Below are 22,379 nucleotides of genomic sequence, written 5' to 3' on the forward strand. Positions count from 1 at the left end.
CTCGCCTGTAAGCTAACACAGGCCAGTACGGATCAGAGAACCGCAGCTTCGAGCAAACGCAGCGTGCCAGTGTCTGCGTCGATCTCAGCCTCAATACCGAGCGGGATGGTAAATTGATCAGCCATATGCCCGAAGAATGCGCCGTGAAAGGCTGGCAAACCCAAAGGTTTGAAATGCTGTTCCAGGACTTCGGACAGCTCAAACCCACTGCCGCTAGACGTGTTACAACTCGTACATTGACCGAATACAACACCTTTAAGACCGCTTAAAAGGCCCGCTTGCCCCAACTGCGTCAGCATCCGGTCAATACGATATTCAGCCTCGTCTACGTCTTCCAGAAACAAAATGCCGCCATCTGTATTTGGCATATAGGGCGTACCGACCAATGCCGTCATGACGGTCAAATTCCCGCCGATCAGATGACCCTTTGCCTTACCGCCCGTAATCGTTTGCGTGCGCCATTTGCGTTGAACCAGCCGGTTGTCATCCAAAACGGGGTTTTTGAAAGTCGGTTTTGCGCCGTCAAATAATAAGGGCTCAAAGTATTCCAGCGTTCTTTTTCCCCAAGCACTCGCCGCATTCGGCCCGTGAAAGCTCACAAGTCCCGTCTTAGCCTGAAGCGCCAAATGCAGGGCAGTAATGTCGCTATAACCAATCAGGGGCTTAGGGTTAGCGCGGATCATATCATAATCAAGATAGGGCAGGATTCGCGCGCAGCCCCAGCCGCCGCGCACAGCCATAATCGCCTTAACAGATTTATCGGCAAACATCGCGTTGACATCGGCCGCGCGCTCTATGTCCTGAGCCGCTAAATAGCCGAAATCCTTACCCACATATTGGCCACGTTTTGGTACCAGGCCCAGTGCCGTGACGACTTCTTCAGAAATTTGATATTCAAACCGCTCCAAGCTTTTGCTGGCTGGAGAGACAAGGCCGACCACGTCACCTTTTTTCAGTCGCGGCGGTTTTATCTTGGCTGTGTTGCTTGTCTGCGAAAGTGCCGGTACCGCAGCGCCCATAAGGGTGGCAATGGCCAGAGATCCGGATAATGCCATTAAATGCCGTCGACCAATGTCCATTTTCCGCACTCCTTGTCTTTAAAATCAATGCCAGATTTCCAGAAGGTGTAAAGAAAAAACTGTCCGGCCTCAAACGGTCATTGTCAGGATAGCATGCCATAATGACCGTCCGTTGTCACATGAACGGGACAGAATTCGGCCTGGGCCAGAAAAGATTTTGTTCCCCTTGTTAATTGTTGCTATGCTGCGGACAAAAGACATCTCGAAAGCCGCGCGTGTCAAATTATTTCGCGACCATGCACTCATAGAATGGCGGCTGCTGATCGCAATCTAAAACAAAGACTACAGTCGAGAAAGATATAGAGAAGGAGAACGGCCGCGCCTGAAGATGCGTCGGGTGGTTTTTGCCAGATATTAACAGCTAGATAAAGGCGTGACACTAAACAATAAGCATGACCAGATTATCCGGCGCTTTCTATCCACATTTTGGGGTGCGTCCGAAATAGCAGAAAGGCCCGGTTAAAGACCGAGCCCTCTCAATGTCTTATCTATTTCCACTTCAAGATGAAGTGGCGCGAGTGACGGGACTCAAAATTATTATAAATCTATAATAACTTCAATTACTTACATGTATTTATAAATTTTATGTGTGCAAGTTTGTGTGCATTTTTGTGTGCATATTAAAAGCTATAAAGAGATAAAATTCAAAAACAGGACTCGAACCATTGCCTGACGAATCAGTCTAGGTTTGGATCGTCATCTATTTCAGCGAACTTTAAACGCCTCTTAAGCCTATTAGCACGATGTTTCTTTGTTTCCAGGTCATTCTCAAGGCGTTCAAATATAGGCCAGTATTTATCTCCATATGCATTAATATGTCTAGCAGCTATCGCTAAACCGATCTTCAAGTCTTTTTCATGAGTTTCCATGGAATTATGTTTGGCGCGATGAATCTCGCCAAACATACTGTCTAGTTATCTTTTTGAAGCTTAGGTCGTGACCAAACGAGGTCAGCGCCGTCTTCGCGATCAAACAGTGCAGCGTTGATTGGCTTATCCATTTCAGGGCCATCCAAAAGGACACGGATGTAATCAAAGGGTTCTTCGCCCGCTTCTTTTTTTGTCTCGTCCCAAGCGACGCCTAGGTCACTGCGGCCAGACTTGATAAAATAGTTCGGGCTGTCATCGCTCTTAGGGTTTTCGTTAGGGACGAATTTGACCTTTCGGTGTGTGGTCATAAGGGTCGCAATGGTTCCCTCATAGCCTTTCGTGGTGTGTTTAAAAGTGCCTATAGTTGCCATGGGAAATTCCTCCGTTATTGGCGTTGGTGATTAGGCCAGCTCGCGCTTAGCCTTCTTGAAACCGGCATCGCTGGCGAGAAAACCCGCTAGCATTGACGGAATGAGGGTGTTGACGTCCTGCTTATCTCCGTAAGTCTTTTCATAGACTTGGGCGTAAGCCTTCAACTCAATGTCAAGTTCAGGCGCGATTGTAATCGTGCGCTTCGTTGGCTTGGTGTCAGGTAGTTTCAACAATTTTAGTTTTGGGGTGTTGGCGTCGGCCATAATCAATCTCCGTAAGGTTTGAGGATGAGATCACGGCTGACAATGACGTTAAAACGCCAGCCCTGCCGGACTCTGAGGGTGGGTTGTACATTCAGGTTACGGTCAATGATCCGCTGGCCTGCTGTATTGGCCGTATCTTGCCCTGCATTTTGCAAGGCGCGTGTCAGACGGTCGCCGTCGTCACTGGCGAGTTCGGATCCAATACTAAGCAAAGACGATAGCGCCGCGCCTTTGATGAACTGCCACGTATGCTTATCGACTTTGTCTTTAAGGCCGGCAAAGCCCTGGGCATCAGATCCCGGTAAATTATCAAGCTGTATGCTATCGCCGTTCGGGAGTATCAGCCGCGTCCAGACGACAAGCGCCCTGCTCTGCCCAAAGGCTATGACGCTGTCATATCGGCCCATCAGGCGTGACCCCTGCGGTATCAGTAAATGCTGACCCGTAACCGTATCAAAGACGTTTTCAGTGACCTGGCCGATTACTTGCCCCGGCAAGTCCGAGTTTAAGCCCGTCACCAGTGATGCGGGAATAAGATTACCAGCCATGACCTGATAGGGCGAGCGCGGGGATACGAGGCCGTGACTGTTATAAATGTCGTCAGCGTCCCGGTCTAAGAAGGCCTGTTTGGCGTCTTGTTTGTTCGGGTCCGTGTCCAGTGGGTTAGCATCAAAGGCCGAGGGCGGCGGCGTAAAATCAGGATATTGCGGAGATTGCGCAAAATACTGCGGATCAAGATTGGCAGTTTTACTATGTCCGGTTTGCTCGCCCCGCCCACTCAATTGAAAAAACAGTCCAGAACTTCCAGGATTTTGCGGCGGCGTTAGATCAGGAGCTTGCTGATATCGCCGCTGCGCGGTACGCGGAGCTGAATATGACACGGGGCGCTGAAGTTTCGATGCCTCTGCCATAGGTTCGACCGGAGCCACGAGATAGGCCGCTCCAAGGTCTCCAGGCAATGGCGGTCCCAATTTGGGTTTCATCTCGCCGTAAGATTTTGGCAGTAGTTCCAAACCGTCAGCCATCGGTTTATGGGTTACATTATAAAGCTCATTGCCGTTTTCGCCGCTATAGTCGGGCGATTGCAGCGCGAAGGCTAAGGCTGCGAACATTATAGAGCCAAGGGCCGCAGCGCCGGCCATGAGAGCTTTACGGCTAAATCTTCGCACAGCGCGCGGCCTAGCCCTGATCGCGAGCTCTGGTGAGCTTTCTGTCATGATGAGCGCTCAATCCGGACGACGGTCTGGTTTTTTTCGCCGAGGCGAAGCTCGGCAGCGTCAAACAAGCGGTCAACGACGTAGTATTCGCCTCTAACCCGGTAATTGACCAGCTTACTGCCTTTGCCTTTTTTGTCAGTTACAAATAATGGCGGCGCCTCGGATACAGCCATATTTTTTGGGAATTGGATAAAAACCTTCTTACCGTCATCAAAGACGCGCGTGGGTCTCCAATTCGGGCTATCGCCCTTGATGAGATAATCGAACCGCAGCTCATCTGGGTTCAGCTTCAAGTCTGACGTTTTGAAACCGGCTTTTGTAAAGCGAGCCTTTTTGGGTGCGGGGCCCCGAAGCTGTTTGATAACGTCATGCGGATAACGCCACGATACTGCCGCCATATAAGTGTCGGCGAACGATTTTAGGTCCAGATAGTAAGTCCGTTTTGTGGTCGTAATGACGGCGTTTGTCGAAAGCTTGGCCGCCATCGGCCTGACCAAAATATGCACTTGTTCATTGGCGCCCGACCCCGATACGGTATCGCCGACGGTCCACCGCTGCGTATCCCCTGCCGAAACCGACGTGAGCGCTTCACCGCGTTCTAGCGCAATATCTGTGACTTGCGACGGCGCTGCGTAGACTTGATAGACCGAGCCCGGCGTATAGGGATAGAGCTGGATGGCGTTGAGGTAATTCTCCGAGGACGGCTGAACAATTGCCGCCTGATTAGCATAACTTACCGCCTGAAAGCCCGTAACGCTTGGCCTATCAAAAAATTCGATACTGGCGGGTTTGGCTTTCATCTGCCCCGGCATCACAATGCTAGGCGTATGGACGGCAGACTGAATGCTATATTCACCTTCGCCCGACGCTTCTGGGATATGGATAGCCTTTGACATTTCGCTTGGCGTTGTGGTCTTTGATGATTTCAAATCATTGAACGCGCTCTGAAGGCTCGCGCAGCCTGAAAGGGACGTCACAATGGCTAGAGCAGATACAGTTTTTACTGAGCGCGTAAGCGCGGGTGGATATGTCATCGGGAGACTCCTGTTGAATTGAGGTCTTTTGACCAATTGAGGCCGTGGACGTAGAGGCCGAGGGGATTGCGGTGCAGCGTCTCGGCATCGCGAGGGGGCGCGGTAATAACCGATAGGCTTGCGGTAAAGTCGGCTACGCCAATCTGCGCGCCGCTTCGAAATGACGTTTCGCGCCATCGAAGTTCAAAACTATCATCGGATGAACGCACAATGCTGGTGACATCGACGGTGACGCTGCGCTGTCCGACTTCTGAGAACGGATCGTTTTCCTGCGCGTAAGCATTGAGCGTTATCGAAGCTTGGTCAGTGGTAAAATTATAGGCGTCGAGCCAATTTTGGCGCAAAACAACAGGGTCGATGGATATGCTTCTCACGTTTTTGATAAACCGCGCGAGTTGACTCGCTATTTGGGCATCTGTCGGTTTGTAATCGCCCTGCAAGGGACTGACGCTTTTAACGCCTGCATTGGCGTCAAGCTCTATGACATAAGGCATGATTGTGGCCTGAGCGCCCTGCCAGACAAAACCAAGCGCGAGTATGGCACTCAGGGCCGTCTGCCCAAAGAAAGCGAGCCGCCAATTTTTACCCCTTACAAGGGCGGATCCATGGCGCTCATCGACCACCTGCTTGGCTCGCTGATAAGGCGTGTCGGGAACCGGCGTCATGCTGTATTTTGATTGGCTGCGTTTCCACATATCCTAATCCTCCTGCTGAAGTGAAACGGCCATTGCCCCGCCGTGGCTATCGCTATTGCGAATGGCATTTGAGGCCGAGCGTCCGGCGCTACGGGTTTGTTGTTTACGGTGAACCTTTTTAGCCCAATTGGGCTCACTTCCGCTGGCTTCATCCTTAGGCTTTGGCTTCAAGCCTTTTTTGGACATGGCATTAACCGCGCCGCGGTATCCGCTGGCATGTGCGCCTGTGACAGGCGCGGCTAATTTTTTAGCGCCCGCGGCTCCGGCCTTGGCCACAGCGCCTCCGGCGGCTTGCGCCATACCAGCAGCGCCCGCCATTGCCCCTTTTACGCCGCCTGAGCCGGACGCTATTTTACCCAGCGTAAAACTTGACCGCGCGCCGCCCGCCATTGAAGCGCCAGCCTTGACGGCGGTCCCGGATGCTTTCACCGCTGCGCCGCCTGCCGCTCCTGCGGCCGCTCCGCCCGCAATCGCCCCGCCGCCAATGGCGGCCATGGTCCCGACGGCGGCTCCCGCGCCCAGTTGCGGCGCGCCGGACACTAGGCCCGTGGCGATACCCGGCCCAAATATGCCGAGGGCAAGCAATGCCATACTGGCAAGAATGACTGAAGCGGCGTCTTCAAGTCTGATGGGCGCAGGCGGCGGACCAGGAACGCCGGGCGCGGGCGGGCTGCCGAACGCAGCCGTAATATCGCCAAAGATAGTAGAGCCAATGCCGACGATGATAGCTAGCACCATGAGCTTGATGCCCGAAGCCACCACATTACCGAGAACCTTTTCGGCGAGGAATGATGTCTTATTCCAAAGAGCGAACGGGATGAGGATAAATCCCGCCAATGTGGTCAGCTTGAACTCAATGATCGTGACAAAAAGCTGGATGGCGAGAAAGAAGAAGGCAAATAGCGTAATAATCCAGGCGAGAGCCAGAACCGCAATCAGCACAATGTTTGTAAAGAACTTCACGGGTCCGCTGAGCTTGGTTATTTCGTCAAGCAAAGGATGCGCGGCTTCGTATCCCGTATTGGCAATGAAGCCGGGGCGGAGCAGATCATCGACGGTCAGGCTCGTCGCAGTTGCCTCCAGCCCTAGCCCGCCGAAACTGCTAAATATGATGCCCGAGAGCGCCGAAAAATTGGTGATAATGAGAGCAAAAACACCGACATACATGACCTTTTTCAGGAACTTGCCGATGATGGAACTGTCTGATCCCATGGCCCAGTAAAGACCGGCCAAGGTGATATCGATACCGATCAAGACGGCTGTCAGGTACTGGACCTCGCCGCCGAGCAACCCAAACCCGCTATCAATATAAGTAGAGAAGGTTTTGACGAATTCGTCGATTATGCCGAGATCATCCATTACTTGTCTGCCCCCGCATAAGCAGAGCGCGAACCCGAAAACCGCTTAAAGCGCTCTTGGCTTTCTTTCTCGATGGCGATACGCCGGGCGGCATCGATACTGTCCGCCCGGTATTGCGAGACCATCATTTGCTGCATCTGCATGTTCTGTTTGACCAATAGCGCGATGAGTTGATTGGTTGATTGAACGGCCTGCAACTCGCCCGCCGCGCCGTGGCTTTTGTTCATCGCCTTGGTCAGCAGGCCCCTATCCTCCTCAAGGCTTTCGACCATTTTGGACTGCATAATCATCGAAGCCGCATAAGCTGCCTGCGACATATGCCATTGCTGCTCGGCCCGCCTCGCAAGATCGTCATCGCTAAAAGCTTCGTAGTCGTCTGGGTATTGTTCTTTGACAAGTTGGCGTGTCCGGCTGACCTCATAAGCGACATTTTCAGCCTGGGAGTTGAGATAGGCAATTTCGCCTAAGATCCGGTTGAGTTCATTGACAGCGTTCAGATCAAGCTTTTTGAGATTTTTAGCCTGATTGATGAGCATATTCGCTTCATTTCGAAGCTGTTGGGCCTGCCTTATGAGCTGGCTATGATTATGGACGGCCGTTTGAAAGTTCTGAACATAATTGGTGGGATCATAGACAATACCGCCAAAAAACTGCGCGTGCGCGGCCGGCGTATAGGCCAACCCCAACACAGCGATTGCTGTCAGCGTGATTATGCGTGTTTTTACTCGGCCGCGTCGAGCCATGGCACATCCTCCTCATCATTGGTGGTAAATTCGGCGCCCAAGAGGTCGGCGGCCCATTCAAGGCGTTTGAAACGTAGCCAATTGCCCGCGAAGGCTTCCAAGCCCGCCTTATCTTGAACGACGTCAATATCTTTATGGTCTTGCTCAGAACCCGCGCCGCAAAAGGCAAGCGCCACGGGCCCGAGCTGCAAATCAAACAGACGGTTTCCAGCATGGCTCTGAAAGTAATAATCCCGTTTGGGCATCGCTGTGGCAACGATCTGGATTTGCCGCTTATTTAGCCCAAAGCGGGCGTAGATGTCTTGTTGTTGTGGTTCCATTGCCCGGTTATTGGGCAAAAATATGCGAGATAGGCAGCTTTCAATCACAGCAGGCGCGATAGGGCTATCCGCAATATCTGCCAAGGATTGCGTCGCGAAGATCACGGACACATTTTTCTTGCGCAGCACTTTAAGCCATTCACGGATGCGGCCAGCGAACATGGGGTCATCTAAAAACACCCAAGCTTCATCCAAAATCAGGAATGTCGGTTTGCCGTCGAACCGGGCTTCCAGCTTATGAAAAAGATAGGTCAGCACGGGCGCAACTAGCGCCTTGGTGTGCATCAGCGTTTCCATCTCGAAGGCTTGGACGCTGTTGCGCTTAAGCGTATCTTCGCTCCCGTCCAAGATATGGCCGTAAGCGCCTTCCAGCGTGAACGGCTTAAGAGCTTGTCTAAGGTCTGTATTTTGCAAAAGAGCCGAAAGTCCCGTGAGCGTTCTTTGGTCCGGCTGTGCGCTCGCAAGGCTACCAAGTGCTGACCACACGCCGTCTTTAATATCCGGCGTTATCACTACGCCTTCGCTTGTTAGAAGCCCTGAGACCCATTCAAGCGCCCAGGCAATTTCGGCCTCGTCATCGATATTTTGAAGCGGCTGGAACGTGAGGCCCGTATCAGCGCCGCCAAGATCGTGGAAATCACCTCCTAATGCCAGAATAGCTGCGCGGGACGAGCGGCCTTTATCGAAGGTGAAAATCTGCGCGCCCTCATACCGTTTGAACTGAAGGGAGAGCAGGTTGAGCAGAACCGATTTACCCGAGCCTGTCGGCCCCACGACTAGGGTATGCCCCACATCGCCTTGGTGCGTTACCAGCCTGAACGGCGTATGCCCTTCGGTTGTCGCATATAATAAGGGCGCGCCGTCCAGATGCGCATTTGTTTCCGGCCCCGCCCATACGGCTGAGAGCGGCATCATATGAGCAAGGTTTAAAGTCGAGACGAGCGGAAGGCGGACATTGGCGTAAGGGTTACCGGGATGCGTCCCAAGCCAGGCGTCAACGGCGTTGACCTTCTCGTGAATAGTGGCAAAGCCTCTACCGTTGATGATACGAATAACCGCCCGTATGCGGGCATCAGCGACGGCCGCGTCCTCATGCATCACGCAAATACACGTCGTTAGATAGCCGTAACCTACATAATCACTGCCAAGGTCTTGCAGGGCGGCGTCCGCGTCCGAGGCTTTATTGTCCGCGTCGCTATCCACCAGAACCGATTGCTCATTAATCAAGGCTTCTTTGAGTAGCGCGGCGACAGATTTGCGCTTGGCGAACCATTGCCGGCGGGTTTTTGTAATGACCTTTGTGGCTTCCGCCTTACCTAACGGCATAAACCGGGTCATCCAGCGATAGGAAAACCCGAGGGTGTTAAGCTCGTCCAAAATCCCGGGTGTCGTGTCATTGGGAAACCCGAGAATGCTGACAGCATTGATGGCGTGATCACCAAGCCTGGGGACAAGGCCGCCCACAAGATCCGCGCCGCCGATGAGGGCGTCAATATAGGCGGGGGTATCAGGGGTTTTAATGGGGTGACGATGAGGCGATACAGCCGAATGCAAATATGTCAGCGTGCCGTTATTACCCAGCCACTTGGCCATCGGGAATTGAGCCTGCAGCAGGTCCAAGCATCTACCGGTTTCGGACATAAAGCTTTGGAGGTGATCTTGAACGGAAGGTTCAGTCTCTTCGTCAGGCGTTTCGATGAACAGTTTTGCGGCTTTGTTCGTTGTATCGGCGGGGGGGATAAACTGAAATGTCACATAATAAGCGGACTCGTAAAGCTCGCGGGTCTCTTCAAAGGCCCCTCGCCGTTCCTGTTCCACGATCCATGCCGCGGCGTTAGTAAACTCGGATTCTGGGTAGGATTTAGCAGGAATACGGGCGGCTTCAAAATAGAGAGCCCAACTTGACCCAAACCGCCGCAGCGCGTTATTCAGACGCGCGCATGTGGCAATCAGTTCTTCTTCTGTCGAGCTCTCAAGGTCAGGCCCCCGAAACTCCGCCGTGCGCTGGAAACTCCCGTCTTTGTTAAGAACCACGCCGCGGGCGACCAAAGCGGCCCAAGGGAGATAGTCAGACAGCCTGTCCGGACACTTTCGATATTCTGTGAGGTTCATCATGCCAAATATCCCTTATGTTTGATGTGACGAATAAGGACTTCCACGAACTGAGGGTCACGGTTGGCGAGGAAGACGCAGAGCGTATGGGCGCACACATAGTAGATGATCCCGAGCGCCCAGAGCTGAAGACCCAGGCCGAACGCCGCCGCCATGGTGCCGTTGACAATGGCCGCTGTCCTCGGCGCGCCGCCGAGTAGAATGGGCTCTGTGAGCGAGCGGCGAACCGGTATGGCGAACCCTTCTGCGAGATGGTCCGTCATTAGATGATCGCCCCGCCTGAGAATTTGAAGAAAGACAGGAAGAAGCTTGTCGCTGTAAACGCGATAGACAGGCCGAACACTATCTGAATGAGTTTACGAACGCCGCCGCCTGCATCCCCGAAAGCCAATCCAAGGCCCGTCATAATAATGACAATGGTGCCGAATATCTTAGCCACAGGGCCTTCGATTGATTTTAAGATTTTGGTAAGCGGCGCTTCCCAGGGCATTGCCGAGCCTGCCGCGTGGGCGGTTTGCGGCATGAGCACTATCACTGCAGCCGTTATGAATAGTCCGATGACGATCCTTTGACTGATATTTGTGTTGGTGAATGGTCCCGGCATTTTAAGTCTCCTTTACGAGGGTTAGGGTTGGGGGTGATTTGGGTTTAAGGGGCACGAGCTCGTAGCCATCCCCTGATAATTTTGTCAGCATGGCAACGGTCTCGACGCGGCGTTTGGCTCCTCGTCCTGCGATGAATACGACGATATCAATAGCTTCCGCGATCAACGCCTTTGGCGCGTTGGTTGCCGCTTCCAAGGTTAGCTGCTCTATTCTGAGCAGCCCGGCCTCAGCGGAATTAGCGTGGACTGTGGCTATCCCGCCGGGATGGCCTGTGTTCCAAACCTTGAGCATGTCGAGGGCTTCTGGGCCGCGGACCTCGCCGACAATCACGCGGTCTGGCCTAAGACGGAGCGTTGACCGCACAAGGCGTGCCAGCGTGACATTGAGCCCGTGGGTTCTAAGCGCTACAACATCGTCAGCCTCGCATTGCAGCTCGCGCGTATCTTCCAAGATAACGACGCGGTCATTGGTCTGCGCCACTTCAAAGAGCAGCGCATTGGCGAGCGTTGTTTTACCGCTGGACGTTCCGCCCACAATTAAGATGTTTTTACGGTCAATCACCGCTTCGCCCAGCGCGACCGATTGATCCGGCGTCATTGTCCCTGCCTCGACATAGTCCCCGAGCGTAAACACGGCGACGGCCTTTTTACGGATAGCGAAACTCGGCGCGGCAACGACGGGCGGCAGAATGCCCTCAAAGCGTTCCCCGCCGCCGCCCTCGTGGCTTGGAAGCTCCGCGCTCACAATTGGATTTGAGGGCGTCACGTCCTGATTAATGTGACTGCCAACAAGCCTGACAATACGTTCAGCTGCTTGCGGCGTGACGGCGGTTTCTGACTTGGTGCAGCCCTGCCCGAGACGGTCAAACCAAAGCGCTCCGTCAGGGTTGACCATAATCTCGATGATGTCTGGATCGTCCAAAGCAGCGGTCATTATTGGCCCCATGGCGGAGCGTAGCATGTCGAGCGTGCGGGCAGCGGTGACGGGGTTATTCGGCGGCATCGACAACCTCCGCCCCGTCATTGACGGCAATAGTCTGGTGTTTCTTCATCCGCGAAATTTCTTCGCGGGTGAAAAAATCATTGTCCGTCGTCAGCACGTCTTTGAGAGCGTTTTTAAATGTATATCCCCCGCCCTTCATTTGATCGGCAAGACGGTCGACAAAGACATTGAAATGCTGCGTCCCCTCAGACGCTCTTGATCCCCGGTCGGCGTCGTTCACGCGGGGCATAACGGTTAGAAAATAGCGCATGAAAAGCGTGAACCCTTCCGTGAGCACGCGTAGGTCCTGGGAATGGCGCAAATCATGCCGGGTCATGAGATCGAGGCGGCGCAGAAACGCCTCATCGCGCACATCATCCTCATTGCTGCGAAAATAATGCGTCAGAGCTTTATCGACTATTTGCGCCTGAGAATGCCGGCTCTGCCGCGTGAGCAATGTGAGGCGGTTATGGTTATACGGCGAGATACGGGCGCGAATACGGGGTTTGACACTGGGCATCGTTATATTCCTAACTCTGGGTCTATGGCGGTGTTCATGGCGTGGGCGCGCTGCAGGGGATTGAGAATTTGCGGTAGGTGACCGATCTGCAAGACCGCGAGTTCTGCCGGGCTTAATTCGGTGCCTATCTCGTTTTCGCGTTCCGCTTCTGGCCCGCTTTTGCTTGGGACGCCTGGCAATTCAGGCGTGCGCTCTTTTCCGGCCCTGACACTCGTATTCTTGAGCGCTTTCTTCTCCGCCGCTGTAATAAGGCGGCCATCCACAAACCGTGTCATGGGGGCGCCGTTCTCTGTCCAGTCTGTTGCCGCGCTGTTAGGGGAAAACGGGTACGGACCTTCTGGAGAAAGCAAGGGCGGGGGAATGACGCGGCCTGTGAAATTCTTATCAGTGTAATATTTGAGTTTCTTGGTTTTGATGGGCGAGAAGCCGGAGAGAAGAATAATCTCCTCGTCTTGAGGCAATTGCATGACCTCACCCGGCGTTATGAGCTGGCGCGCCGTTTCTTGGCGCGAAACCATGACATGCGAGAGCCAAGGCGCGAGGCGGTGACCGGCATAGTTCCGCATGGCCCGCATCTCTGTTGTGCTGCCGACCGCGTCGGAAATCCGCTTTGCGGTCCGATCATCATTAGTGGCAAAGACAACGCGGACATGGCAATTATCGAGAATGGAGTTATTGGGGCCATAAGCCTTCTCAATCTGGTTGAGAGACTGGGCAATGAGAAAAGCCCGCAGGCCGTAACCCGCCATGAACGCTAGCGCGCTTTCAAAGAAATCAAGACGGCCTAACGCCGGAAATTCGTCAAGCATGAAGAGCACGCGGCGACGTTTTTGAACCACGCCAACATCGAGGCTTTCCGTGAGGCGGCGGCCAATTTGGTTTAGGATCAGCCGAATGAGAGGCTTCGTGCGCGAGATGTCTGATGGGGGCACGACCAGATATAGTGAAACCGGCTTCTCTCCATTGACCAAATCATCAATCCGCCAGTCACAGTCAGAGGTCACTTTGGCGACCGTGGGGTCACGGTAGAGCGCGAGAAAGCTGATCGCCGTTGACAATACGCCTGAACGCTCATTATCGGATTTATTGAGAAGCTCGCGGGCGGCTTGCGCAACAACGGGATGAGCCTTGGCGAAGTCTTGATTTCCAAGATGATTGGTTTTCATCATCACATAGAGCGTGTCTTCAAACGGGCGGTTCGGATCAGAGAGAAAAGTTGCGACTTGGGCGAGCGTTTTTTCGGGCTCAGCGTAGAGAACATGTAAGATAGCGCCGACGAGCAATGAATGGGCTGTCTTTTCCCAGTGATTGCGGCGCTCAAGAATACCTTCTGGGTCTACCAAAATGTCGGCAATATTTTGGACGTCGCGGACTTCACATTCGTCCCTGCGGACTTCGAGCAAGGGATTGTACCGCGCGCTGGCCGGGTTCGTCGGATCAAACAATAACACGTTTGAGAATTTTGAACGCCATCCGGATGTGAGTTTCCAGTTCTCGCCTTTAATGTCGTGAATGATGGCGCTGTCGGTCCAAGACAGTAATGTGGGAACGACTAGGCCAACACCCTTCCCTGACCGTGTCGGCGCAATGGTAATGACATGCTCTGCCCCGTCATGCCGGATATAATCTTTCTTCTCCCGGCCCAAGAACACGCCGTGATCTTCAAAGAGACCAGCGGACTTCATTTGCCTATGGCTCGCCCAGCGTGATGACCCAAATGTATTGAGCTTGTCGTTTTGCCGTCCGCGCCAAACGGAACCGATAATAGCAAATACAATTCCTATGAAACCACCGGCGGTCGCGATTTGACCGCCCTTGGCAAAGACGTGCGGGGCATAGGCATCGAATGAATACCACCACGGAAATAACATCCACGGCGCGTAGACGCCATGTTCGCCAATAACAAACCAGGGCGCTCCGAGGTAAGCATCATAGTCAAACTGAAAGGCGACCCACTGCGTTGCATACCATGTGGTCAGAATGATCGTGGTGAACACGATAATGATCTGACCGATGAGTATGGATTGTGGCGACATAGCCTAAGTTCCTTTTGCTGTTGGAACTCAAGCTGGCTTAACCGAACTATATTTGACAATGGGGTGTTTGACAGGGTTTGACAGGCCAAACCGAGTGAAACCTAGCGAATACGAGTCAACACGAGTGAAACCGGTTGAACCTAGGTGAAAAAGGCCGAATGGAGGCCAATGCGAGTGAAAACGGGCCAATCCGAGTCAACGCGGGTGAAACCGAATGAATACGAGTGAAATCTAGTGAAAGCGAGTGAATACGAGTCAAACCGAGTGAAAATAAGATACAATTCCTAAATTGGCTGGCTTTATGATCAGAGGGGTATCCGGTAACAGGTATCCCGCCATTATCTGAAACAGGTCGGCGCGACATGATATACTCGCAAGAAATCATCCCCAAGTTCTGATACTTTGATAGAATTGATAGTGTCTTCACATTTTAAAGTGTAGTTCCTTGGCTATGAAACATACTCTGCTCACCTTTGCCTTAATTACTCCATTTTTGTTTGTCAGCTGTGCTCTAGCGGAAGATTCGACAAGTGCAAAAGATCCGTCCTCGCTGTCCTTTAAATCAATATATTGGTCTGACGGCGATAGCGGCAGATTAGATGGTTTGAAATTTCGTCTTGCCAATATTGACGCCCCTGAAACCGGCAGCTTGAAACAACGCGGCGGCGCGAAATGTGAAGCCGAGCGCGAGATTGGCTATGAAGCCAAAGCGTTTTTGGTGGAGTTTACACGCGGTAAGGAAATCAAGATCGTCCGTGATTACGGTGAAGACCGTTATGACCGCCTCGTTGTTGATTTGACGGCAAATGACGTTGATGTGGCGAAAGCTGGCATTGATGCTGGCCAATTGTTGGCTTGGCCTCACAAAAAAGGACGCGCTCTAGCACCTAAGCCGGATTGGTGCGCTCGTTGACAACCAATGAACTTGCTTCCTCCCCTGAACTCGCGGCCGAATTAAATGCTCTTGAATACGATCACGGGATGAGTGCAGAGCTGATTGGATCCCTGAAAGTATCCAAAGAAGAAGCGCGCGCCCATATTAGCTTTTTCTAGCGGATGATGTTTGTAACTAACGGGGGAGTGATGACCGGTGGGCTCGCCCTGTTAGGATTTGGCGTCCAACAGCTTACGGGTGGGATTTCTGCAGTAGGCGTTATTTGCTTGGTAGCGGGGCTATTGTTATTTTTGAGTTCACCTCTGTGTTTGCAAGCATGACGCGGGCTATAAGTGAAACCGAAGCAGCGGCGCAAAAATTTGACCCAATTTAACCGCCTTCGTAAAGGAAGTTTACCCCCAAACCAGATCTTAGTTCAGAGGCTTAGTTGGAGCGATTTTAAGACGCTCGGTTATGGCCTATCGGGGGGTGAAGTGTAAATATGTTTTAAGAGATATGAGCTAATCAAGATTACATGATTTCCAGAAACATAAATGAACCGATTATTCTCAGTTCAAAGCCTAATAAAATCCGTTTTTACTTTTCTCTGCTTTTGCCAATTTTGATGATAGGGTTAGGCCTCCATGAGTTTATCGAGGATGGGCAAGTCTTGTTTTTTCTTGCTGGCATAGCCTTGTTCACCGCAAGTTGGTTTTTTAGGTTCAAAAATGAAACTTACATAACTCATAAAGCTGTTTATCAGCGCGTAAGTTCCAAGAAGTACGAAACTTTTCGACTCTCCGATTTAAGCTATGCCTGTTTTGAAGACGACGTAGTATATTGTATTTTTGGAGAGCAAGGCGACGAATGTTATTCAATTTCAAATGACGCGAACAATTTTGAGGAAATTAGAGCGCACCTGGAGCAGCTAAGCCAAAAACATCTTCCATATCATAGATACGAATTTGCTTTACGTTCAGAGATGTCTTTTGCTGATAAGCTAGGTTGTTTAGATTGTGCGAGCATATTCGGGTTTTCGGGTGTCATCAATTGGACAACTGAAAGGACCAGGTGGTCATTTTTTAGCCGACAATTGCCTGAAATTGCGGTATGCCCATCTTGCAAAAAAGAAGGGCGCGTCATTGTTTCACGGACAGGGCTGGTAACGCCGCACGGACTCAAATCTATGAATCGCCTTTATAAAAACTCCTAGGTTGTTTTTATAGCCCATGTAACGTCGGTTTTAACCGATTGTAGAAATCAGCGAGCGGCCTTCTTTGAGCGTTTATGGCCTCTGAGAAAACGTAGCTCGATCCCCCAAACCAGACATTAGCCCAGAGGCTTACGTTAGGCGATTTAAAGCCACTCGGTTTTGGCGGCGTCAGGGATTAAACAGAATGATTAAAGTAGCGACTATCAGCATTATAACCGTAGGATGAAATGTGGATGCAAAACCTATCGCACGAAATAACGGCGACTTTTTATACCCAATCCAAAATAGCACTCGGGCGATTAAGAACCAACCACCTAATATAGGCAAGATAGAAGCAGCTTCTTTTGGAGCAGAGGCTGCCAAACAAATTGATGCCAGCGTAAAAATAATTACTTGCTCTGTTGTGTTTCGAATGTATCTCAAGGTGATATCTAATGGCGTGCCATTTATTGGTGCAGATCCATCAATATTTTGTTCAAAATGACGTGTTCGTGCAGCCCATGCTATACCTGCAACAAGTGAAAAACTTGGAGGAATAAGTGTAATCGCTATAACTTGGTATAATGAATAAGTAGAGAACCAATCTTGCGAAAATGACAACCAAAACCCAAATCCAATAAATGCCGCACTCAAGATCCAAGCGGTGAAAATCCCCTTGAGAACTTTGATTTTATCACTTGATGTATTCGCCATAGGTACTTTTATAACACTAAGTTTGTGATTTCCAATGTCCTGAAATTGGAATTAGTAGAAGTTCTGGGCTACTTACATTAGGCGATTTTAGGACGCTCTGGTTTATGTTTGCTATCCGTTATTGGACGTCGTTGAACGACCAAGGATGAATTGAAGGATAATTGAGCATAAGAAGTAGGCTACAATTAGACAGAATACCCCAAACATGGCGAGTATTCGTAACAAGGCTGCAACGGGGCTAAGTGTAATTAATGCTGCATCATCAGTAAACCGCACGTCCTTTAGCGCTAGTCTGGCAATCATACCTGTCTTTCCAGAGCGCTTGAGGTTATAAATTGGTATAGTTTCAAAAAACTTCTTTGTTCCTGAAAGAATCAGTCCCTCAAGGACTTTTTCATCCGTTAGTAAAATCCTAGCATCTGTTGGGTTCTTCTCCTCAAGGCTTTTACGCTTACGCCGTAATACGTTTCGCGCTGCGTCCCTTAACTCACTTAACTCCGATTTGGTTTCGTTATCTGTTAGAAATCCACCTTCAATCAACTCTATTTCATCAAGATATAACCGAGGAATGCGATAAGTTATGCCTGTTGAAAACTTACCATCAAACTGACCAGAATAACCGTGGCCTTCTAACGTCATTTCGCTTTTGATATGAGCGCTATTATCCGCCTTAAAATCAATCGAAATGGACTTTGGGGAAATATTAACGCCGAAGCGATGATAGTTGTCAGATACTAAATAATCATCGATTGCCGATTGGGCCTCAGTTTCACTCACACTTATTTCAATGTCTGTTGCAAATAAGAAAATAGCGGCCATTAGGAGTAAAATGGTAGCCGAGATTATAAGTGCAGCCTTCTTGAACATATATTCAAACTAAAGAGGATATGCCTACGGAGCAAGAGACTTGAGCGAACGGCTTATTTTGAGCGATTTAAGCCTCTCCCAGACGTCCGCAATGCCCCCTTTGTTGAAGTCGCAACGATCCCCAAACCAGACATTAGCCCAGAGGCTTACGTTGGGCGATTTTAGGACGCTCAGTTTTTGATTAACTCTGTGATGAAAAATGAACTTGTGGTCACGAAATTGATAAACTTCTGAAGGCGCTAAATTTCTCAATAGGTGCCGCTTCCAATTGCTGAGAGCTGCACTTCGAAGCAGTGCTGACCCGGTTCATTGAAAGACCGCTGTAGTTCAGGTAAACTTCTTGGCCAATCTGCCAATGCGCTACTGCTATATACTAATGCCAACGGATGCTTCCATGCATTCTGAAATTCCGCACAAACTCGAACTTTTCCGTCGTCAATGGATGTATAAGTGGCGACCGGAGTATTATTAGTGGGGTGATAATAGCTTGGTGCCCACCCGCAACTATATCTTCGGGCAACAGAAGGATTGGACACGATTGTTTGGATTGCATCATCTATACTCGCAGGTGGCGCGCCTTTAATTGAATGCGCACATCTCGCAAGCCTAAGAATATTAACGACATCACCGATCGCGCGTTTATCTTTAATGACTTCATCCCGTTGTTTCTCCGGAACGCTCTCTTCACCAAATGGTTCGTTCGTTGTAAATGTAGGAATAGTCGCAGGAGGATCAGGGAAGAGCATTTTTATCAGGTAGCAAAATTTTCCGGCATTCGGACGCTTTTGCGCCAACACAGAAAATCGCGCATCCGTTTTTGGATCAAAAATTCGAGCTGGCTCGCGGGATGGGTCATACGTCCCTGCAAACTCCGCACATAACTTCACGGTCGAACTGTCTAATTTCGAGAACTGTAGAGTTTGGTCGGGTTGCCATAAGAAACTAAGCGCGGGACTACAAGAAGGGTCGGCTCTGTTTTGAGCGCTAAGCTCCCGAGCGTGTTGTATATCTCTTGGAATGTCTCCTGCTACCCCAAACGCACACTCAATCGCTGTAGCTCTGGCGTCCATTTCTCTGTACAATAATGCATCGTGTCGAATGACACCCTCAGTCATTTCTAGATTCATATCATAGCAGTGTCGGCCTTTTACGGGACGCGGAGTAGTCAATTCTTCATCCAACTCCCAACTCACATCAAAATATGGATGAGCCGTTTTTTGACCCCCAGAACGTTTTTCAAAATCGCCACAAAGGCTTATCGTGGACGGACCAAGACGTTCATAGGATACTCCAATTTCATCTTGCTCGGGTCTCCCGAGTATTTTTAGCAACTCCTTTAGGGAATCAGGAATTTGACCCGTTTCATCAAGAGCTTTTTGCGCATCAAGAGCAATATATTGCATTGTTGTGAGTAGCCGATCATCAGGAGTGCCGTCACGCAGCATCAGATGGCTTGTATTCAGGAATAAACTGACAAGCCCTACCAGCAGGATAAGTGCAGTGGTTATAATCAAAGGTCGTTTCATGGCGAGCAGTTTCAAGGGCTATATCGATTAAGACCTCATATAATGGCTCTTTATAATAATTAAACCAGTGTCCTTTTTTGAGCGGTTATGGACTCTGAGAAAATGTAGCAAAATCCCCATTGCAGACATTAGCTTAAGTACAATCACTCTCATTTACACGAATATCCTACTATTAATATAGCTTCTTATTTCGAGAATATTCGGTTTAATTCTTCTTTGGAGTAATGGAGAGCGCATATGTCATAGCCATAAGGTGATTGCACCCAAGCTTGCGTATTATGGCCCGTTCGGGCATTTATATAACGAGAATATTGGCTGCACAGATCTTCATTAACTTTACTACTTAAAACTCCCCCTAAAAATGTAACTTGTGTTTCTAGGGGAACACAAGCTTTTATCGAACTTCCAACATGAGTTTTGTAATCCTTCTCAGAGCAAATACCATCAGCATAACATTGAGATAACAGGCCAGAATTCAAACACGTTGAAACGCCGTGAACATCTGCCCCCTCATGAAACAAATAATTAGAATCTTTTTCGACACTAATTTTAAAAGAGTATGTTACGCCCATTTGTTTATCGGTGTTTATAAATATTGAGGGTGGATTTGCTATTCTTGGATCAAAACTTATTCCCAGTTTCTCTTGCGCTGTTTTTTTGTTGTTAATACGAAAATCTGTTTTTTCTAGCCTTGCCCTGTTGCCCTCTACATACTCTACATAATCACCAATCAAATAGTTATATAAGTCGATTGCTTTACTGCTTCTAACGGCTTTGTCCCAAGCTTCCTTATCAGACTCCAGCATTCTTTCGTAAAAAGTTTCTGAAAGCGGATTGTAATCAGACTGATATTCTCGTTTGGATTTATCCATTCGATCAATCAACGCTTGAGAATATTTATCACTCACCATTTTTGAATATTGTTTTAGCGATAAATCTTTAAACGCATTACAAATTTCGAAGCTAGTTGAATTTTTTGTCAAAGATAATTCTTTTAAAATTGGAGATTTTTTCAAGAACATGTCAATTGCTAGATTAGTATAAGGCCCAGAAATTCCATCAATAAAATCGTCATAATACCCATATTCTGACATCTTTTTTTGTACGCAAACAACGTCATCGTAATCTTTACGAAACCTTCTATAAACTGAAGCCCTATTGGTTTTGATAACGCTTCCTTTTTCGAGAGTAATGTAGCGGGTAACGCCGTCAATTTCGCCAGCAATTTTTACGTAATCATTTTTATCAATATTTGGTGGTAAATCCGCCATTGTGACAAATATTGAAATATTATCAGGTATTGATGATAAAAATACCCGAGATTCATTTTCGGAAAGAATCGTGACACCATTGACTTTTCCGAACCAGCTATTTTCGGGGACGCGCCAGCCTTTGTATCTCGCATCTGAACTGGTGGCATCGAGAACTTTTTTTGGCGACACGCTCGTTGGTAATACCTTGTCCGTTTTCGATTGGCTTTCTTTCTTTTTTTCTAGTGCTTCACGTTCTACCGGCTTTGGGTCTGACGGATTAGATTCGACATTTTCCGCTTCAGTTGAACTATTCAGCTTCTCAATTAATTTGGGTGTATTCAGGTATAGCGCGATTAAAGCACCGGGCACAATTAAGACCCAAAAGAGTAACCGTTTTAACGACCCGGTTTTTTTGTTTTGATGTTCGGAAATTCTGTTGTGAGCCACGACTGAGAGGGGCGTATTGTGACCATATTTTTCTAGGAAGTTTTCATATGAAGACTTATCATACTTCTTACTTTCAATTTTCTTCCACGCTTGGATTTGATTAGGTGGTCCCGCTTCTAATTCTAAATTTTCTGTCTCTGTTGGTTCATGTTCGCCCGGGCTTTCGCTGCCCACTTTTTTTTCTATTGCTTGTATGATGTCGTCTGGTAGCGAGAATTTTGGAGCATCAAAAGCCGGCTTTATGTCTAAGGTCTGTGTTTGTTTAAAACCAAGAGGAATTTCATCGATTTCGATATCATACGATGTCGATATTAATTTCTTTAACTTTAGAGCGAGTGTCGCCTCGTCCCTGACAAAATGGCTGTCAACGGCTTTTGATGTCCATAAAACGATAACAGTCTTTGCATTCTCAATAACTGAAGTTATTTCGGATTGAAAATCATCACCAGGCAGCAGGTCTACATCCCACCATACAGAATAGCCCATATCCAATAGCGCTTTGGATAGCGTTTCGGCTAAACGCCTATCCTCGTTTTGATATGATAAAAAAACGTCAATCAAGAATAAAACCCCATCCCAGTGGAACAAATGTAGAATATAAAAGAGATTCGTTGTTTATTCCAGACTGCAACCTGCATTGTCCACAACTGAATATTCAGTACAGTCCATTGATTACGATGTCGTTTTCCTTTTGCTTTAAGTCAATTCTGATGTCTCCTTTGCCCCCACAGTACGCATTAGGACAAAATTTGCGATGCCCGTATGAGAGTTCATGATTTATCGAATCCAGCGTGATCTAGACTTCCAAAACCCTCATCAAAAACCTCAATCCAATCATCGCGCTCCAATTGCTGTGCCATTTCACGTAAGTCTCGAATGAACTCCAACCGGGCACGATAATTTTGCAAGATAAGGGTATCGGTTTCGACATTGAGTTTACGCGTTTCTGCATAGAGTTTTTCGGCTTCAGCTAGTATTTTTGTAACCTCGGCGGATATCTTCTCATTGTTTTTAGCGGGGCCCTCCAGAACGGCTTTAATGTGGTCCAGTGATTTCGTCGCAATAGTGCCGAGCTCTTCCCGTACCGTGTGCCCCTCGGACGTTGGCAGCTTCACATCAAGCAATTGCTCCATCTGCTTGTAGATTTTTTGCTGCAATGATCGCCTATGCTTAAATTTGTTCTCGCCGGAGATGACTGGATTGGCGGGGATAGTTCCGCGCCTATAATCAACGAAGGTATCAATGATGACTTTTGATAGCCGGACTGCGCTTTCGGACTTCATGCCCATCGACATCATGGC

22 protein-coding genes are annotated in these 22,379 nt (G+C 49.4%); 2 read left to right on the forward strand and 20 right to left on the reverse strand.

Annotated features, from left to right (window positions below):
• Window positions 1–32: 32 nt before the first annotated feature.
• The 15 genes from H142_RS0103075 to H142_RS0103150 all read right to left on the reverse strand — a co-directional run bounded on the left by H142_RS0103075 (window position 33) and on the right by H142_RS0103150 (window position 14,205).
• Entirely contained in the window at window positions 33–1,079 is a 1,047-nt protein-coding gene (locus tag H142_RS0103075) for a S66 peptidase family protein (protein ID WP_051048535.1), read from the reverse strand.
• Window positions 1,080–1,756: 677 nt separating this feature from the next.
• On the reverse strand, window positions 1,757–1,984 hold the full coding sequence (locus tag H142_RS0103085) for a hypothetical protein (protein WP_033314791.1): 228 nt from the start codon (window positions 1,982–1,984) through the stop codon (window positions 1,757–1,759).
• Between the two features lie 5 nt (window positions 1,985–1,989).
• Window positions 1,990–2,319 carry a DUF736 domain-containing protein gene (locus H142_RS0103090; RefSeq protein ID WP_017930636.1) on the reverse strand — a complete coding sequence of 110 codons (330 nt, stop codon included), beginning with the start codon at window positions 2,317–2,319 and terminating at the stop codon, window positions 1,990–1,992.
• Between the two features lie 30 nt (window positions 2,320–2,349).
• Window positions 2,350–2,583, reverse strand: a complete 234-nt coding sequence (locus tag H142_RS0103095) for a DUF2274 domain-containing protein (RefSeq protein ID WP_017930637.1) — start codon at window positions 2,581–2,583, stop codon at window positions 2,350–2,352.
• A 2-nt stretch (window positions 2,584–2,585) separates the two neighbouring features.
• The gene (locus H142_RS0103100; RefSeq protein WP_233341555.1) at window positions 2,586–3,695 is read right to left on the reverse strand and encodes a TrbI/VirB10 family protein; all 1,110 of its coding nucleotides are present in this window, start codon (window positions 3,693–3,695) and stop codon (window positions 2,586–2,588) included.
• 101 nt (window positions 3,696–3,796) lie between these two features.
• Window positions 3,797–4,834, reverse strand: coding sequence for a P-type conjugative transfer protein TrbG (gene trbG, locus H142_RS0103105; RefSeq protein ID WP_017930639.1), 1,038 nt, complete (start codon window positions 4,832–4,834; stop codon window positions 3,797–3,799).
• Entirely contained in the window at window positions 4,831–5,529 is a 699-nt protein-coding gene (trbF, locus tag H142_RS0103110; protein ID WP_017930640.1) for a conjugal transfer protein TrbF, read from the reverse strand. Before trbF ends, trbG begins: the two co-directional genes overlap by 4 nt.
• Window positions 5,530–5,532: 3 nt before the next feature.
• Complete coding sequence (gene trbL / locus H142_RS0103115; RefSeq protein ID WP_017930641.1) at window positions 5,533–6,888, reverse strand: P-type conjugative transfer protein TrbL; 1,356 nt, start codon at window positions 6,886–6,888, stop codon at window positions 5,533–5,535.
• Window positions 6,888–7,631: a P-type conjugative transfer protein TrbJ gene (gene trbJ, locus H142_RS0103120; RefSeq protein WP_017930642.1), complete on the reverse strand. Its 744-nt coding sequence runs from the start codon at window positions 7,629–7,631 to the stop codon at window positions 6,888–6,890. The genes trbL and trbJ overlap by 1 nt, the downstream gene beginning before the upstream one ends.
• Window positions 7,610–10,066, reverse strand: a complete 2,457-nt coding sequence (trbE, locus tag H142_RS0103125) for a conjugal transfer protein TrbE (RefSeq protein WP_017930643.1) — start codon at window positions 10,064–10,066, stop codon at window positions 7,610–7,612. Before trbE ends, trbJ begins: the two co-directional genes overlap by 22 nt.
• Window positions 10,063–10,326 (reverse strand): VirB3 family type IV secretion system protein, encoded by a 264-nt coding sequence (locus tag H142_RS0103130; RefSeq protein WP_017930644.1) that lies wholly within the window; start codon window positions 10,324–10,326, stop codon window positions 10,063–10,065. Before H142_RS0103130 ends, trbE begins: the two co-directional genes overlap by 4 nt.
• Window positions 10,326–10,667, reverse strand: coding sequence for a TrbC/VirB2 family protein (locus tag H142_RS0103135; RefSeq protein ID WP_083898918.1), 342 nt, complete (start codon window positions 10,665–10,667; stop codon window positions 10,326–10,328). The genes H142_RS0103130 and H142_RS0103135 overlap by 1 nt, the downstream gene beginning before the upstream one ends.
• Before the next feature lies 1 nt (window position 10,668).
• Entirely contained in the window at window positions 10,669–11,670 is a 1,002-nt protein-coding gene (gene trbB / locus H142_RS0103140; RefSeq protein ID WP_017930646.1) for a P-type conjugative transfer ATPase TrbB, read from the reverse strand.
• A complete protein-coding gene (locus H142_RS0103145) occupies window positions 11,657–12,169 on the reverse strand; it encodes a hypothetical protein (protein WP_017930647.1) in 513 nt (170 codons plus the stop codon). The genes trbB and H142_RS0103145 overlap by 14 nt, the downstream gene beginning before the upstream one ends.
• Before the next feature lie 2 nt (window positions 12,170–12,171).
• Window positions 12,172–14,205: a conjugal transfer protein TraG gene (locus H142_RS0103150; protein WP_017930648.1), complete on the reverse strand. Its 2,034-nt coding sequence runs from the start codon at window positions 14,203–14,205 to the stop codon at window positions 12,172–12,174.
• Between the two features lie 604 nt (window positions 14,206–14,809).
• Here H142_RS0103150 and H142_RS16055 point away from each other — a divergent pair.
• Both H142_RS16055 and H142_RS0103165 read left to right on the forward strand, forming a co-directional pair.
• Entirely contained in the window at window positions 14,810–15,118 is a 309-nt protein-coding gene (locus H142_RS16055; RefSeq protein WP_169331794.1) for a thermonuclease family protein, read from the forward strand.
• 496 nt (window positions 15,119–15,614) lie between these two features.
• The gene (locus tag H142_RS0103165; RefSeq protein WP_017930651.1) at window positions 15,615–16,292 is read left to right on the forward strand and encodes a hypothetical protein; all 678 of its coding nucleotides are present in this window, start codon (window positions 15,615–15,617) and stop codon (window positions 16,290–16,292) included.
• A gap of 168 nt (window positions 16,293–16,460) precedes the next feature.
• On the opposite strand, the gene H142_RS16630 is transcribed toward H142_RS0103165, so the two are convergent.
• The 5 genes from H142_RS16630 to H142_RS16990 all read right to left on the reverse strand — a co-directional run bounded on the left by H142_RS16630 (window position 16,461) and on the right by H142_RS16990 (window position 22,376).
• Entirely contained in the window at window positions 16,461–16,985 is a 525-nt protein-coding gene (locus H142_RS16630) for an MAPEG family protein (RefSeq protein ID WP_083898919.1), read from the reverse strand.
• 111 nt (window positions 16,986–17,096) lie between these two features.
• Window positions 17,097–17,804 (reverse strand): hypothetical protein, encoded by a 708-nt coding sequence (locus H142_RS0103170; protein ID WP_156811864.1) that lies wholly within the window; start codon window positions 17,802–17,804, stop codon window positions 17,097–17,099.
• Between the two features lie 296 nt (window positions 17,805–18,100).
• On the reverse strand, window positions 18,101–19,378 hold the full coding sequence (locus H142_RS0103175; protein ID WP_017930653.1) for a hypothetical protein: 1,278 nt from the start codon (window positions 19,376–19,378) through the stop codon (window positions 18,101–18,103).
• A 185-nt stretch (window positions 19,379–19,563) separates the two neighbouring features.
• Window positions 19,564–21,666, reverse strand: a complete 2,103-nt coding sequence (locus tag H142_RS0103180; protein ID WP_324602978.1) for a toll/interleukin-1 receptor domain-containing protein — start codon at window positions 21,664–21,666, stop codon at window positions 19,564–19,566.
• A gap of 182 nt (window positions 21,667–21,848) precedes the next feature.
• Entirely contained in the window at window positions 21,849–22,376 is a 528-nt protein-coding gene (locus H142_RS16990) for a hypothetical protein (protein ID WP_233341557.1), read from the reverse strand.
• Window positions 22,377–22,379: the final 3 nt, after the last annotated feature.

Origin of the sequence: Robiginitomaculum antarcticum DSM 21748, from assembly GCF_000365025.1 — a bacterium.
Classification (GTDB): domain Bacteria; phylum Pseudomonadota; class Alphaproteobacteria; order Caulobacterales; family Maricaulaceae; genus Robiginitomaculum; species Robiginitomaculum antarcticum.